The sequence below is a fragment of the bacterium genome (assembly GCA_016786595.1).
Taxonomy (GTDB): Bacteria; Bdellovibrionota_C; UBA2361; order SZUA-149; family JAEUWB01; genus JAEUWB01.
Genome location: JAEUWB010000051.1, coordinates 43,377 through 57,959 on the forward strand (window position 1 = coordinate 43,377; position 14,583 = coordinate 57,959).

Annotated in this window: 11 protein-coding genes; 7 read left to right on the top strand and 4 right to left on the bottom strand. The window is 45.8% G+C overall.

Going from position 1 to position 14,583, the window contains the following annotated elements:
• Window positions 1-41: 41 nt before the first annotated feature.
• Entirely contained in the window at window positions 42-1,643 is a 1,602-nt protein-coding gene (locus JNK13_07945; GenBank protein ID MBL7662668.1) for a hypothetical protein, read from the bottom strand.
• A gap of 156 nt (window positions 1,644-1,799) precedes the next feature.
• The gene (locus JNK13_07950) at window positions 1,800-2,948 is read right to left on the bottom strand and encodes a hypothetical protein (protein ID MBL7662669.1); all 1,149 of its coding nucleotides are present in this window, start codon (window positions 2,946-2,948) and stop codon (window positions 1,800-1,802) included.
• 279 nt (window positions 2,949-3,227) lie between these two features.
• Here JNK13_07950 and JNK13_07955 point away from each other — a divergent pair, with 279 nt between their 5' ends.
• From JNK13_07955 to JNK13_07970, 4 genes are all read left to right on the top strand, one after another.
• Entirely contained in the window at window positions 3,228-4,034 is an 807-nt protein-coding gene (locus JNK13_07955) for a hypothetical protein (protein MBL7662670.1), read from the top strand.
• 3 nt (window positions 4,035-4,037) lie between these two features.
• On the top strand, window positions 4,038-5,759 hold the full coding sequence (locus JNK13_07960; protein ID MBL7662671.1) for an FAD-dependent oxidoreductase: 1,722 nt from the start codon (window positions 4,038-4,040) through the stop codon (window positions 5,757-5,759).
• Between the two features lie 390 nt (window positions 5,760-6,149).
• A complete protein-coding gene (locus JNK13_07965; protein ID MBL7662672.1) occupies window positions 6,150-7,511 on the top strand; it encodes a hypothetical protein in 1,362 nt (453 codons plus the stop codon).
• A gap of 12 nt (window positions 7,512-7,523) precedes the next feature.
• The gene (locus tag JNK13_07970; protein MBL7662673.1) at window positions 7,524-8,174 is read left to right on the top strand and encodes a redoxin domain-containing protein; all 651 of its coding nucleotides are present in this window, start codon (window positions 7,524-7,526) and stop codon (window positions 8,172-8,174) included.
• Window positions 8,175-8,477: 303 nt separating this feature from the next.
• Here JNK13_07970 and JNK13_07975 read toward each other — a convergent pair whose 3' ends face one another.
• Window positions 8,478-8,972, bottom strand: a complete 495-nt coding sequence (locus JNK13_07975) for a hypothetical protein (GenBank protein MBL7662674.1) — start codon at window positions 8,970-8,972, stop codon at window positions 8,478-8,480.
• A 10-nt stretch (window positions 8,973-8,982) separates the two neighbouring features.
• On the bottom strand, window positions 8,983-10,734 hold the full coding sequence (locus JNK13_07980) for an acyl-CoA dehydrogenase family protein (GenBank protein MBL7662675.1): 1,752 nt from the start codon (window positions 10,732-10,734) through the stop codon (window positions 8,983-8,985).
• A gap of 220 nt (window positions 10,735-10,954) precedes the next feature.
• On the opposite strand from JNK13_07980, the gene JNK13_07985 reads away from it, so the two are divergent.
• From JNK13_07985 to JNK13_07995, 3 genes are read left to right on the top strand one after another with little or no spacing between them, the layout of a single operon-like run.
• Entirely contained in the window at window positions 10,955-12,052 is a 1,098-nt protein-coding gene (locus JNK13_07985; protein ID MBL7662676.1) for a hypothetical protein, read from the top strand.
• Between the two features lie 35 nt (window positions 12,053-12,087).
• Window positions 12,088-13,722, top strand: a complete 1,635-nt coding sequence (locus tag JNK13_07990) for a CpaF family protein (protein ID MBL7662677.1) — start codon at window positions 12,088-12,090, stop codon at window positions 13,720-13,722.
• 10 nt (window positions 13,723-13,732) lie between these two features.
• On the top strand, window positions 13,733-14,581 hold the full coding sequence (locus JNK13_07995) for a type II secretion system F family protein (GenBank protein ID MBL7662678.1): 849 nt from the start codon (window positions 13,733-13,735) through the stop codon (window positions 14,579-14,581).
• The last annotated feature ends 2 nt before the right edge of the window (window positions 14,582-14,583 follow it).

Genomic DNA, 14,583 nt, shown 5'->3' on the forward strand with positions numbered 1-14,583 from the left:
CTTTTCAGCGTGTAAAGTTTGGGGTGTAAAGTGACTTGCGCCTATTCGTCGTTTACAGGACCAACGATTAATAACCAAAGTTTTAAAAAATTTATTACTTGCTGATTAGTTAATTTTTGAGCCTTGAGATTGTAGGTGACTTCACTGTTAATCACGCGGGGCTCTTCCTCGGTTCCTGGGGTGTTAAGAAAAGTATCTTGATAGCTGATTGTTCCGCCAAGATGGGGGATATTTGGGTCAACTGAGAAAAATGCTTCTTCGTTAGGAAGTTCACTAAAAAAGCCTGACTCGTCGTTACGGTTGTCGTAGTTGGCCTCGTTTAGACGCAAGTTAAATTCATAGTAACCCTTGCCATTTACAAGTCTGTTTGGATCTTCAATCCATTTGATTGAACCAGTTACGATATCGCGGATTGTTTTCCCTTGGAAATGATAGCGAAACTCGATGCCGTTGGTGAGCCAATTTCCTGTGTCGTAATCAAAATCTAAATTCCCATTAACGATTGCTGTTGGATAAATCTCAAGTGGGCCAGCAGCGAGTTGCAGATTGCTGAATGCTAAAGGGTCGGTTTTACGTGTCTGCAGTTTGATTGTCTTTCCGCGTAAAATGCGAGTGTATTCGGTGATTTTATTTTTTAATGTTCTGGCCGCTTCTTTCTTGCCCAGAATAGTTCCACTAAAGTTGCTGCTTCTCTCAACTTGGCCCTTGGCATAAGTGCTTAAGCGCAGCCCCGCGTTATGCTCATTGTTGAAACTATATTGATTATCGCGGTCGACAAAAATTGAGCCGAGCATGCGCGCCATGCCGCGCGTTTCAGCGGTAACCCCCGATAGGGCCAAGGTGTAATTTAATTCCAAGGCGCGTTGTTCGCGGCCGAGAACTTGTGAAACTAAACGGGGTTTGCGCACAATATTACCTTTAACTCGTAAGCTATTGGGCACGTTTAAATCTAAACTATAAGTATCCACTGCTTTTTCGGGATGTTTTGAACTTTCATCCGCGTTAAGTGAGCGCGAAAGAAATTCAATTGTCATCTTGCCGGCGATTGCAGTGGGCACTGAATCAACTTCTGTAGTTTTTGTTGCCACAGGCTCGCTAGCTGGAGTGGTAACAGTTGTTTGCGCTGGAAAAGTTTGCGTTGAAGTTGGCACCAGCTCTTCGTTAGCAGGAACTGGTTCGGTAATTGTATTTGTTGCAACGGTTGTCGGCTCAGCTACAACTTGTGGAGCGTTCTCAGTTAAAAACGCGCTAGTCGAAGTGCGCGCTTCAGGCATTTGTGGTTCAAGTTCAGGACTGGTGGTTGTAACTGGAGCACCGGCAGTTGTAACTGTAGCCGGAGCCGTTGGATTAATATCTACGTTAATCTGTTCTTCGACATTTGGCGTTTCAGTTGTGGTTATAACTGTTGGCACAGCTACCGAAGTATTTGCCGCTAGTTGATTAGTCGGCGGCTTCTCTAGGCCAACTTTGGCAAGTGCCGGCTTGGCGGGTTTAGCTTTGACTTGCGTTTTTACTTCAAGATTTGCTTGCGAAGTCGTAGCGACGACCGGAGCTTTGGTCTCAGCTCTTCCCCCCTGCGCCTGCTGTTTCGCACACGCAGTAAGTATTGAAACTAATACAAAAAGAGAAACTAGTTTTTTCATATCTTACCTTCAAAAGCTTTCGCTTAGGGGTTGAGGTTGAGCTGAGGTCGAAGAACGGGAATTGCGAGGACCGTAAGCATATTCAAATATGTGCGGACCGGAGCAATTTCCCGTTCTGAAGAGATCGGCTCAAGATCGACCCCCAAGCAAAGCTTTTTATTCGTCGTTAGTTGGTCCGACGATGACCATCCAAAGTTTGAATAGATTTACGGCTTGCTGTTTAGTCAGCTTATTTGCATGCAGATTGTAAGCAACTTTGCTGCCAAAAACAGTTGGCTCTTCATCGGCAGCTGCCTGTGACATGCTGTCCTCAAAAGAGATTGCCCCTGTCATGCTGGGGATAGAATTATCAACCATAAAGAAGGCATCTTCGCTTGCCATTTCGTCGCCAGCAAAAGCAGCACCTTCATCACTGGCAGGTTTATTCTTTTCTTCATTGAAGCGTAAGTTGAATTCATATTGGCCTTTGCCGTTAGTTGAGCGATTTGCATCCTCGACCCATTTAATTGAACCTGTGACGACATCTTCGGTTTCAACTCCGTTGACTGTATATTTGAAACGAATGCCATTTGTGTACCAGTTTCCAGTATCGTAGTCGTAATCGAGGTTGCCGTTGACAATCGTGCGTGGGTAAATTTGGGCAGGACCTTCGCCGAGAATTAAATTGCTAAAAGTTAGCGGGTCACTTTTCTTCACAGTAACCTTCACTTTCTTGCCCTTAACCATACGAGTATACTCGGTGATTTTCTGGCTGAGCATGCCTTTCTTTTCTTCACTCTTACCGAAGATTCTTCCGCCGAAAGGTCCGACAAATGCTTGAGCTTTCCCTACGGCATCAATCGCCATACGCAGTTGGCTGGTATTGGGGTCACCAGCGCCAAAGTCATATACACCTTTGTTATCAATCGACACTGATCCGACCCACTTGCCGACAGTTTTCTTCTGTTCGAGATCTTTAGGATTTCGCACAGCCAGTCCGATGTCATAAATTAATGCTGCTGGTTGTAACTCGCGTCCCAGCAATTTGCTAACTAGTCGAGGTTTACGAGTAATTTTTCCTGAATATTCTGTGGTCTTAGCGACATTTAAATTGAGTTGATAAATATCTTGGCTATTTTCTGCAGGAGAGCCCTCGACGAGTTTCCCAGTCGTATCCAGATTCTTTCTTGTGCCAAAGTCAATATTCATCGTTCCTGAAATAAATCCGTTTTCAGATAAGACTTCAGGAGCTTGAGCGAGCACAGGAAGCACAAAAAACGAGTATAAACTAATTGTTATCAATGCGTGGGTGAAGATTCGAAACATGACATCCCTCCTAAATAAAGGCACGTAAAATAAATTCACGGCTGTAGTTATAATACATAACTGCAAGAAACCCTGAGCTGTAAGGGATATACTCTAGGGGGAAGTAACTGTAAAACAAAAGAAATTACTTGCGAGTTTTAAGTAAGCTGGCAAAAATACACCCAAATTCGAGGTTGGAAATAAGTCCATACCCGCTGATGAAAGTTTCGTTAACCGAAAAGTCTTTTAGCAACGAGTATAGCAGCCTGCGATCAAATATTTTAGGGAGCTAATGAGTTTATGGCTGATAGTCAAAATCCACCGCCAGCGTCCTCGTCTACTGCAACAGGCCAAGCGACAACAACAGAACAAACTAATCCAGCACCACGTCCTCCCGCAGTCGAGCGTAAACCGTCGGTTTGGGATATTTACTATCCACGCAACATCACTGGTCACCAAGATGCGATTTACTTGGCCTCATTTCCCGAAATAGTGTTTTTCTGGCCAACAATTTTAATGTTCTTCACGAATGCATTTCTTCAAGGAATTTTTGGAGTGAATACGAGCCTGCTCGGATGGTTTGCCGTGATCGTCTTGTTTTTTAACCTTGTGGCGCTCGTGCAGGACTTTGACCAGAAAAAATTTATTATCTTGATTCTGATTGTCATGACATCATTCTTGGCGCTGTGGATTCTCGATTTGTATGGCGTCTCGATCTTTAAGCGTTTTGCGAGTTGGGTATTTTCTTTCCAGCCGGCATTTAGCACCGATGCTTATTTTCTGATGGGCTCGATGTTTTTAATTCTTTTTCTTTGGGGGATTATTTATCCGCTGTTTGACTATTGGCGCCTGGAGCAAAACGAGTTCATCCATTATTCCCAACCGGTTGGCAAAGACATGAGTATTGCCCGAGTTGGCTGCTCAATTTATAAGGAAATACCTGATATCTTTGAGTGCATTTTAACCGGTGGCGGTGGAAATCTAATTATTAAGCGCGACAATAATATCTTGGCAACAATTCGTAATGTTCCATTTCTTGGTAAGCGCATGGCAGCAATCGAACACATGCTCTCAGAGACGCGCGTGATTATTGATAAGGAAGCATAGTATATGAGTCATGAAATTTCTCGCCGACAGGCAATTAAATTTATCACTGGAAGTGGCGTAGCCTTATACTTGACCCCACATTTAAATGCCTGGGCGCAAACAGTTCCAGGTATGGCGGGGGCAGCAACTGCCAGCGCTTTTAATTTAAGCAATTTTTCCCCGATCGATCGCAGTCTGCCACAAGTTGCAACAAAGGATTTTTTTGCAGATGATCCCGAACGTGCGCACAAGATCCTTTGGGATAAGGCGACTTACTTAAAAAGCATTAGTGGAAAAATTCCTGCAAATCCAGAGAAAGCTCCCTTGGTTGTTATCGGTGGGGGCATGTCCGGATTAGTCAGTGCATATTTGTTACGCGAGTATCAGCCGATTGTTTTGGAAATGGCTCCGCGCTTTGGGGGTAATGCTAAGGGGCAATCCTGGCAGGGCATAGATTATTCGATTGGTGCCGCATATTTTATTGAGCCTGAGGCTGAAACTGATATTGCGAATTTGATCACTGAACTGGGGATTGACCAAATTTGGAAGATTAAATCCGAGGAAGACCCAGTTGCGATTAATGGCAGTATTTATAAGGCTTTCTGGTCAGGTGAAACACTCGGGGATGATGCTTCTGCGAAAGAGCAATTAGAGAAGCTGGCCACTTACTTCAAGACTGTGAATGAAGGTGAAACAATCCCTTATCCAGATATCCCAATTACTGATCCCGAGCAGGAATCTTACATTAAGGAACTGGACAAGGTTTCATTTAAAAGTCACCTGGAGAAAGTCGCTGGCGGGAGATTGCATCCACACATCGAGACGGCAATTGAACAATACTGTTGGTCGTCTTTGAATGCTTCTGCTTCTGAGGTTAGTGCTGCAGCGGGACTTAATTTCTACGCCTCTGAGTTTAGTAACATCGCCTTACTTCCTGGCGGTAATGCCGCAGTTGCTGAGAGAGTGTTGGAGCGACTTTCTCAAGCTGTTCCAGCCGCGAACCTACGTGCTAATTCGCTAGTTTTTGATGTGACAGTCAAGAGCGATGGGGTGCATATCACTTATGTGAATGGCGCCGATCAAGTGCAGACGATCGTTGCCCAAGCTGCGATTATGGCTTGTCCTAAATTTGTTGCAGCCAAAGTGCTCAACGAAATTGAAGCAGAGCGTCTTAAGGAAATTCAAAAAATAAAATATCGTAGTTACTTAGTGGCTAACGTTTGTTTGCAGACTGAGTTCGGCCAAGATCCCTTCTATGACCTCTATATGCTGGGCGATGGCAAACTCGATACCTCAAACACTATGGCAGCAGCTCAGGGTCGCAAAGTTACCGACGTAATTCTTGCTAACTACGCTAAGTCTGTTGCCGGCCATACTGTGCTCACGCTTTATCGTGGGATGCCGTATGAAGGTGCCCGCGCCGATCTTTACGCACCTGGATCCTATGGCCGTTATCGCGATTCATTCGAAAGGCAAATTAATGAAACAATTTTGCCGCTACTGAAACTGAAGAAAGAAAGTGTTGTTGACTTGCGCATCGCGCGCTGGGGGCATCCGCTACCGGTTGCTGCAACAGGGATGATCGCCAATGGCACAACCGCTGCCTTACGCAAGCCTTTCCGCGGAAAAGTATTTTTCGTTGAACAGGATAACTGGGTCTTACCTGCCTTTGAAACTGCATTGACTGAGGCTTTACTTTGGGCGCCGGAAGTAAAGAAAGTTTTACCTAAGGCTAAGCAAGCGTAGCGGACATGAGCAGGTCAATTCACTAACTCCGTATCCAAAAGATACGTGATATGTAGACTTGGTTAGAGTATGCATACAAAATTCTCATATCGAATATCCACGATAATAATATCCTAAGCTAAAATTAATTGATTCTCGATTTTCGAAAGCTTGGCAAAATAGTTATCCAGCATAATCCGGGAAACTACACTATTGATAATTATTTATTAATAGTGTAGTTTCCCGGACTCTCTAATTTGAATATGGGTAGAAGGTAGCCAAAAGGTTTTATTACTAAGATGGCGAGTTCAAGTTCAGAAAACGACACTTTAAATGACAGTAAGTTTAGTGTCGCTTTTCTAGTTTGAACTCGCCATCTTCATCCCGACCATAATTTCTCTGGACAAAATCATGAAACACGCATTTCAACTTAAGACACTCGTCTTTGCGGTTCTGTTCGTGCTCGGCACGCTCAGTTTTGCTCAAGACACCACAACAATGAGATACAAGCAGTGGCAGGAGTCTCAACGACGTTTCTCGACTGCTGAGTCCCCAACATCCACTCAAAGGCACAATGTCCTGACGTCGAGTCAGGTTGAAGCCACTTCGATGACCTGGAGGGAGTATCGGGTTCTGCGCGCCAGCTCGAACACGACTAATCATCAAACAGGCCACAAAGAAGCTCCGACAGAAGCTAACACTACTGCGGGGTTCTTAGATACAGGCCCTACTTACGCCAGCATCGAACCTCCACAAGTTTTCGCCCGACAAGATCCGCCAAAGGAACCTTTGAAGGCCAGCGACTTTGTTAGAGAGGGAGTCATGCCACGGTCACAACGCAGTCGCCTGGAGCTAACTGCGGGACCAAAGGCCAGCACGGCCGTTATCGTCAAGGAACTCGGAGCAAATACTGCTCTTAAAGTTGCGGTAGCGAACTTCCGCGACACAGAACAGTCAGCACGTGAGCGTTCATTCACTTCTGCGCTTATTGATATGCGCTTCGGAGAGGAAGAACGTGGAGCGGCCTTTACTGCTGGAATTGGATCGCAAGACGGGTTGACATATGCACTTGGTTCGGCAAGGGCCTACTGGTTAGAGTCGCTTGGTAGAGATCTGTCGATTCAAGCTGAAACTGGCCTCTATTACTTGCCTTATCGAAGTTATTTTTTCCCATCTGGTGACGATCCGCGACTAACGCAAGATTGGTATCTTCCCAAAGGTGCCAAACCTGAACTTAGCGCCGCAACTCAACTTAGTGTAAAACACAGCTCTAGAATCAATGCCGGAGCAACTCTCGTAAGTGAGTTTAATCCAACTAAACACATTCTTGAGCGTGCTTACCTGAGCTACGACCCTCATCTTGTTTTACTTGCCGATCCAGGTACGGAACGTACAGGTCGATTCAAAGCTAGAGAAATTTGGCTAAATCCCTCGTTTGGTATCTCGACTATAGCAAGTGAAGCATTCCCGACAACTGGAACGTCTCGCGATCAACTAACTGGACTTGAGGCTGGAATGGGTGCCCACCTGATTTGGGGACCACTTCTGGCAGATCTTGATGTTCAAGTTTTCTCACCATTTGATCGCAAGATAAATCCACAACTGTCCCTTGGTGGGAAAATCAGTTACCGCATCAACGATAAAACAACTGCTGTTGTTGGGTATCAGCAAGGTAGTGGACAATTTCTTAACTGGAAAGATTCTAGTAGCGTAGCATTCCCGTTTCACTCCGGAAGTGGCACTTGGTATGCGGGCATTAGAATCAAACTCTGACAGGAAATGACAATGAAGATAGGAAACTTTCTCGGACTGCTCTGCGCAGCCATTTTCGTAGTTCTCGTCTCCACTCTGAGCGCTCAAGCACAACTGGGTGGAACCTCGACCAATAAAGCGACTGCTAATCCAGCACTTAATGTCGCCTTACAAAATGCAGACGGAGGCAAGACAAGCCTTGCGGATCTAGTTCGTAAAGGGCAAAAACCGCTTGTTGTTTTCGCAGTGGAAGTCGACTGCCAAGGCATGCCGGTGTTAAAACCATATCTTAACGAGCTGATCGAGCGGGTGAAAAGTCAGGCTGAAGTAGTCTTCATTTACACTTGTAAACCAACCTGCGCTCGAGAATTTCGAAAGACAGTTGGGATCAAAGGAGGTACCTGGCTTAGCGATACAAAGCTCCAGGTTCTTCAAGGATACGGTCGTCAAGAGAAAGATCGCCTGCCGCTGACCCTATCTGGGCAGTGCTTAGTCATAACTTCGGGTCTTACAGTCAGGCCAGTTGTTTTTCCTAAGCCTCCTAGTGGCGTTAGGAATTTTCAGCCCTATGCAGGAGTCGATCAGTTGATTGGCGCAAAAGGCCCGTGTGCTGCAAAAGTGACTGTTCCAGCTGGGCAGAAGCTGACGTACTGCCTAGTCGGTGAAAGCCCTCACGATCACTAAGATCTGAACATCTGGCGGGGTGACAATTCATCGTTTTAAATCGATTCGATGGCTATCTTCTTCCCGCCTTTTGTTCATTTCTCAAGTCGAGAAGCTCTCAGATAAATATTGATCTTGGCATCGAGCCACTTTGGCGCGTTCAAAAATATTCTGAATCACGCGCAACGAATAGATAAATCTGGACGATAATATAACTAACGGTGTATTTTCATCACATCAAGAAGGCTCGAACCCCGTGCCTAAAATTAAGTATGAGCTTGCCTTGACGAATCAGAAAGTATGCAGCACTACGAGCAGACGCCGCTACTTAATTAATCGCAAATGCTGGCCTTTATTTTTCTTCGGATCAGTCTCGCTTGGTTCAGTTTTCTCTGATGTTGTCGCTGCTTCAGGAAATTGAGTTTCGTCAGGACGTCGTTCTTTGATTTTCTTGCCAAAGAAAAGCTTTTTCATCATCAAGCCCAGCTGATTTTTTGCTAGCTGGACTAGTACTTCCTTAGGAATATCTTCAGGCCATAAAATTTGCTGGCCATGTGAAGGCGAAATGCCCCAGACTGAAGTCCAGGGTAGGATGCAAAGCTCGTATTTATTATTAAACAGTAGATATGCTTCAATTCCGCTATCGTTACGTTCGATTTTACCCTGAAACTGATAACTTAACTTGAGTACTAGCGCCGGGTTATTCAGTAAATTCTCAGGCACAGTTACGCCAGGCTTGCGGCTATCGACGTGCATCAGCACAAATTCGCCCTTCATCAGTTCATCAAACGCTTTAATTTTTTCTTCAGGTGTTTGCATTAAGTCGTTACTAAAGCCAATCCCAGTTATAGCCGTGCTCGATTGTATTCTGAGCGATTGATTCAATCAGCGCATCGTCGTTGTGGCTGAGTAGTCGCAAATTGCCACTGACCCGACGTTTTGCCTCGCTCAGGAAAAGTTTAAGTAAGAGCTGCTCAGCGACAGTCTGTGCTTTTCCTTGAGCTTCAATTGCACTGTGCACACGGCTTAACATAGATGATGCTACAAACAAGTCAATTGCTGAGTCAGCCACGCGCTTACTGAGTAATTGCTTGCCGACGATATTTTTCCCGTGTGCGCGCAGTAGGGCCTCAATTCCTCGAGCAAATTGAGTCGTGAGCCACTTTAATGAAGCTGTTTCGTCGGGTAGAATCCGTTCAGCAAGCTCGAGACGCTCTGATTTAATTGACGACCACGGCGAGAAGCGCCTTGCCGCATAAGACCCGAGCACCCCAAAACCCTTAATCGGGTCATGGAGAAAATTCCCTAAACCGGACTTTAATTCAGTAAAAACATTGCCAACTTCTTGGTATCCAGAGAGAGCAATGTAGAGTCTCAGGATTTCGTTTGTGCCTTCAAAGATCATGTTAATCCTTGAATCGCGCAGTAAACGTTCGTAGGGATAGTCCCGCATAAAACCGTTGCCGCCGGCAATCTGTAACCCCTCATTGACGCTCAGCCACAGTGCTTCAGTCGAGAAAATTTTACTTGCCGCAGCTTCTAGTGAGTAGTCGTCTGATTTTTCGTCGATTAATTTGCCAACGATACCCACAGCACTTTCAGCTGCGTAGCAATTCAGCGCCATGCGGGCCAGCTTCTCTCTGACCAAGCCGAACTCAACAATTGGCCGGCCAAATTGCTTGCGTTCCTTGGCATAAGTTGTAGCGAGTTCAAGCACGCGCTTCATTCCGCCTACCGAACCACCGCCTAAGCCGGTGCGACCGTTATTTAAAATTGACATCGCAATTTTAAACCCTTTACCAGCTTCGCCAAGTAAGTTTGCCTCAGGGACGATTACATTTTCAAAGACAACTGAGCTTGTTGCGGAAGCGCGAATCCCCATTTTGTCTTCCTTCGGCCCGACTGAAATTCCTGGCGTGTTGCGATCGACGATAAAGGCGGAAAGCTTACCCGAAGTTGCGTCGGTTCGCGCAAAAACTGTGAAGAGCCCGGCAATCGGTGCATTGGAAATCCAAATCTTTTCACCGTTTAATTTCCACGAGCCGTCTGGCAATTTCTCAGCAGTAGTGCGAATTGAGGCCGCATCGGATCCAGCACTTGGTTCAGTCAGGCAAAATGCAGCAATCAATTCTCCGCTAGCAAGCTTGGGAAGGTAGCGTCGTTTTTGTTCGGAATTGCCAAAGAGGATAATTCCCTTCATGCCAATTGAGCTATGCGCGCCGATTGTGATTGAGGTTGAAGGATCATACATGCTTGTTTCTTCAAGCACCCGAGCGTAGCCGAGATTTGATAAGCCGAGGCCGTCATGATCTTCAGGGATAATTAAGGCAAAAAGTCCAAGCTCACGTAATTCTTGAATATATGAGTCTGGATACGTGCCACTGACATCGGCAGTACGGAAAAAGTCTTCCCGCGGGGCAAGAAATTTACGGATCGAATCGAGAATGGCGCGCAGGGTTTCTTGTTCGGCTTGAGCAATTACCGGGAAGGGGAAAAGCTCTTGATAGCGGACATCGCCCAAGAAAAGCCCCTTAACTACCCCCTGTGCCTCAGCAATTTCTGCGGTAACTTCTTTTTGCATAAATCCTTAAAAAACTCGAAATTTCACCTACTTATAATCCTTATCGGTTGATCTGGCTAGTAAGCTTATGGGGATTTTTAGCCAACTCCGACTAGGAGAAAACACTAGTTAAGGTACTGACGTCGTATGTCGATATATCAGTTGTAAACTATATGGATCTGATTGTTTTTTAAACAGTTTTTTTTGAGTTCAAACGCTTTGCAACTGAGGTTTTTTAGACGTGAGAGTGCATCCTTCAATCATCACTAATTCTAGTGCCAAGTGGTATTTCCCAGCTAGCGTGATTGTGCTGCTTGCCATTTTAGGAATGAATATCGTGCGTGGTCCGAATAAATCCGCCACAGCCTCAATGCCAGATCAAGCTTCACGTCAAGTTATTGTTGCCAAAGTTGCACTGCTTCCAGGGAAAAAACTCAGCAAAGAAATGTTGATGATTGACACGCGACCGCTCAGTACTCTACCGGGCGATGTCGTCACACAATGGGATGAAGTTTCTAGTCAAGTTCCACTCGGTCCAATCCCAGCAGGATATCCTTTAGCCAAAGCGCTTTTTACTGACCCAAAGGAATTTAATAAAACTCAAACTTCAGCACCAACCCAGCAGCAACTTGCCGCAACGGCCAATGCGCTGGCTGAAGCGCGCCTGACTCCAGTGCGTGAGCGAACCGTTGCAGTTTCGCTGGCGCTTAAAGGCGCACGACCCGAACCAGGATCACGCGTGGCGTTATCTTTGCAAGGCCCCAAAGGAAACTCTGCCCTGGTCTGCGATGAAGCTTGGATTGAGCTTTCTGATCCGAAGTCGACTGAAATTCTTGTGCGGGTCAAACCGGTGATGGCTTTATTTTTAGAGGAAATTAAGTCTTTTGGAACTTTTTCGTATTTAGTAATTGCCGATCAAGGTGAAAGCCCATTTGCTGGACAAACTCTGGCAAGCGTTAAGGAATTGCGTGAGAAACTTATCCCTCCAACAACGCAATTAAGTAACCCTACTGCAGCGATAACGAATGCCACTTCAGGGAAATCTCAAAAAGAAGAAGTTCTCGGGCCGGGAAGTTTTACGAGTTATGCTTGGACCAATGGTGAGGCGATTAAATACAGCGTTGATAAGGATGGTAGGATTTTTGTGATTGATGAGCGCGGACTGGTGATTCCACTCCATGGTTATCCATTTTATAACGAGCGCTGGGTTAGACTTAAAACCGAAGAACTTGCGCATCAAGCGCAACTTGAAGCTGAGAATCAAACAAAAAAAGAAGAATTAAATCAAGAGTCCGAGGCGGCTGTAAAGAACGAGGCTCACGTACCTAGTGCTTTATAGTCCGAGGTAAGTTTTAAAATTTTTGGAAAATTTAGATGGCGCTTTTAAAGCAATTACAAAAATCGCAGAAAAAATTCGACTCAGCTGAGCGCGATGTGTTTGCTGAGGTTGATGAAACTGGTCGATTCGAGGCTTTGGCCGAGCATTTCCAGAAAAACGAAATAGAGCCTGAGGCTGAAGTAAATACTGCACAAAGTAAAATTAGACTTACCTCTGGATTGCCTGAACTAACATCAGAGCATCAAGCCAGTAGCTTACGTAGCGGCACTGCAAGTCAGCACAAGCGTGAGACCAATACAGCTAAAGTTGTGCGCCGTCATAATCCAGCCGGTCAACCCCGTGCACGGGCAAGTAACCTTGAAGAGGGGATGCCGTGGTGGCTTACCGAAGTAAAAAAACCTAACCCGCAGATTGAGCTTTTAGTTCCGCAAGCACGCAAAATGCTCAATGAGATTATCCCTAGCGACGGCAATATCTCGATTGATTTAAAAACCGCAGTACAACACTCTGTCGAACTAGCATCAGAACTAATGCGCGGTGAGGTGCGCATCACTGACCGTGATATTGAACAAGCTGCCAAGGAGCTTTATAGCCTTGTTGCCGGGAAGGGCCCACTCCAAGCGCTCTATGACGACCCCTGGATTACCGATATTTTTATCGATAATCATAAAAGCATTAAAGTAATTCGTCGTGGTCAGGCGCTTGAAACCCCATTCTATTTCCGCAGCAAAGAAGAATATAAGGCGTTTATTGCGGGAATGCTCCAATCTGTTGGGCGCGCACTGAACATGAGTTCGCCAATTATTGACTGTGTGCTCGATGATGAGCATCGCAGTCGTATTAACGCCGTGGATGCTTCGCTGATTGATGGAGATGAGCCGCGAGTCTGTATTCGCGTTCCGCGACTACAGCATGTGGCATTTTATGACATTATTCGTTCGAAAACTTTACCCCCTACATTAGCTGCATGGCTGACAGAGCTTGTCGGAACGGGTGAAGTTAATATTCTAGTAGTTGGTCCAACAGGCGCTGGTAAAACTGTCATGACCACGGCGCTGCTAAGTTGCGTGAATTCAGATGAGCGCATTATTACGATTGAAGACGTGCCTGAAATTTTTGTGCCAACTGCGCATCTAGAAAAATTAGTTTCGCGCCCAGCAAATTCGCAGGGCGAGGGCGAAATAAAAATGCCCCAACTGCTACGCGCCGCATTGCGTCGTGCCCCGCATCGTATCGTCGTTGGAGAAATTCGAGATGAAGAGGGGAGACTATTTTTACGTGCCTTGGAGACTGGACATGCCGGTTCGATTGCAACAATTCATGCTGAGTCAGCACGGGATAGTTTGTGGCGCTTACTGGATGTGGTTGCAGCCTATGAATCTGCTCCGCAAGAAAGTATTATGCGACGTATCGCACGTTCTGTGCATATCGTGATTACGATGAAGAAGATTGATGGTCGGGCGTGCCTGGTTGATGTCTCTGAAGTGCGAACTCCAGTTGAAGGTGAGTTTATCGTGCAGCCACTAGTTGAGTTTGAACGCGAAGAAGACGGGAAACGTCAATGGCGCTTAAAGACTAATCATTCATACTGGATCGATCGACTACGCGAAAAAGGCATTAATCTTTCTGCTGGTCCATACTTGCTGCAACCCGATCACGGGGAAGAGTAGGGAGTAAGCTATGCGGGAACTGGATCGCTTCAAAGCATTAAAAATTCAAGGTCTAACGGCTGCGCAGAAAACTGAGAAACAGCAAAGTCAAAAAAAGACGACCAAGGATGCTAAGCGTGGCAGCTACTCTGAAAGGCTGCTGCAAGCCGGAATTTATTTACCGAGTAGCGTTTACATTGTTGGAATAATGCTTGTAGCTATTTTCTTTGGCATTTTGATGGGGCGTTATATTGGGCCACTTGCTGGGCTGATTTTTATCCCTGCCTGCCTCTACTACTTTCTTGATGTTTATTTAGTAGCGCGCGCCGAAAAGCGCCGGCGTGATGCGGTGATGCAACTCCCGGGATTTGTGGATGCGCTCTCTGCCTCTCTGCAAACGGGCTATAACATGGAAAAGGCAATCGATCATGCAACGGTTGCTTTACCTCAGGGTGTTTTTAAGCGTGAACTTCGGCGCGTAACTGAGTTATTAGATAAAGGAGTTGCACTGGATGATGCTTTGATTGTGATCAGTAATCGCATTACTGGCCAAGAAATTGTTTCACTCTTAGTCACAATTCGTTTGTTTTCTGATATGGGCGGACGGGTGCTTGAGCCATTTCGACGTCTGGGATTTAAAATTCGTGAACAGCAAGCCGTGCTGGAGCGCGCACAGCGCGATTTAGTCGGCACCAAGCAAGCTTTTTTTGTAATTTTTGGCTTATCAATCATTGTTCCAATCTCACTGCTCTCAACGCAGCCGGATTACTTGCAGCAGGCATTTGCCGACCCGCGGATTGGGTTAGTGATGCAGCTTGCGATTGTGATCCAACTGGTCTGCTTTTTATTGTTCAAGCACTTCACGACGCTTAAGGTTTAGCT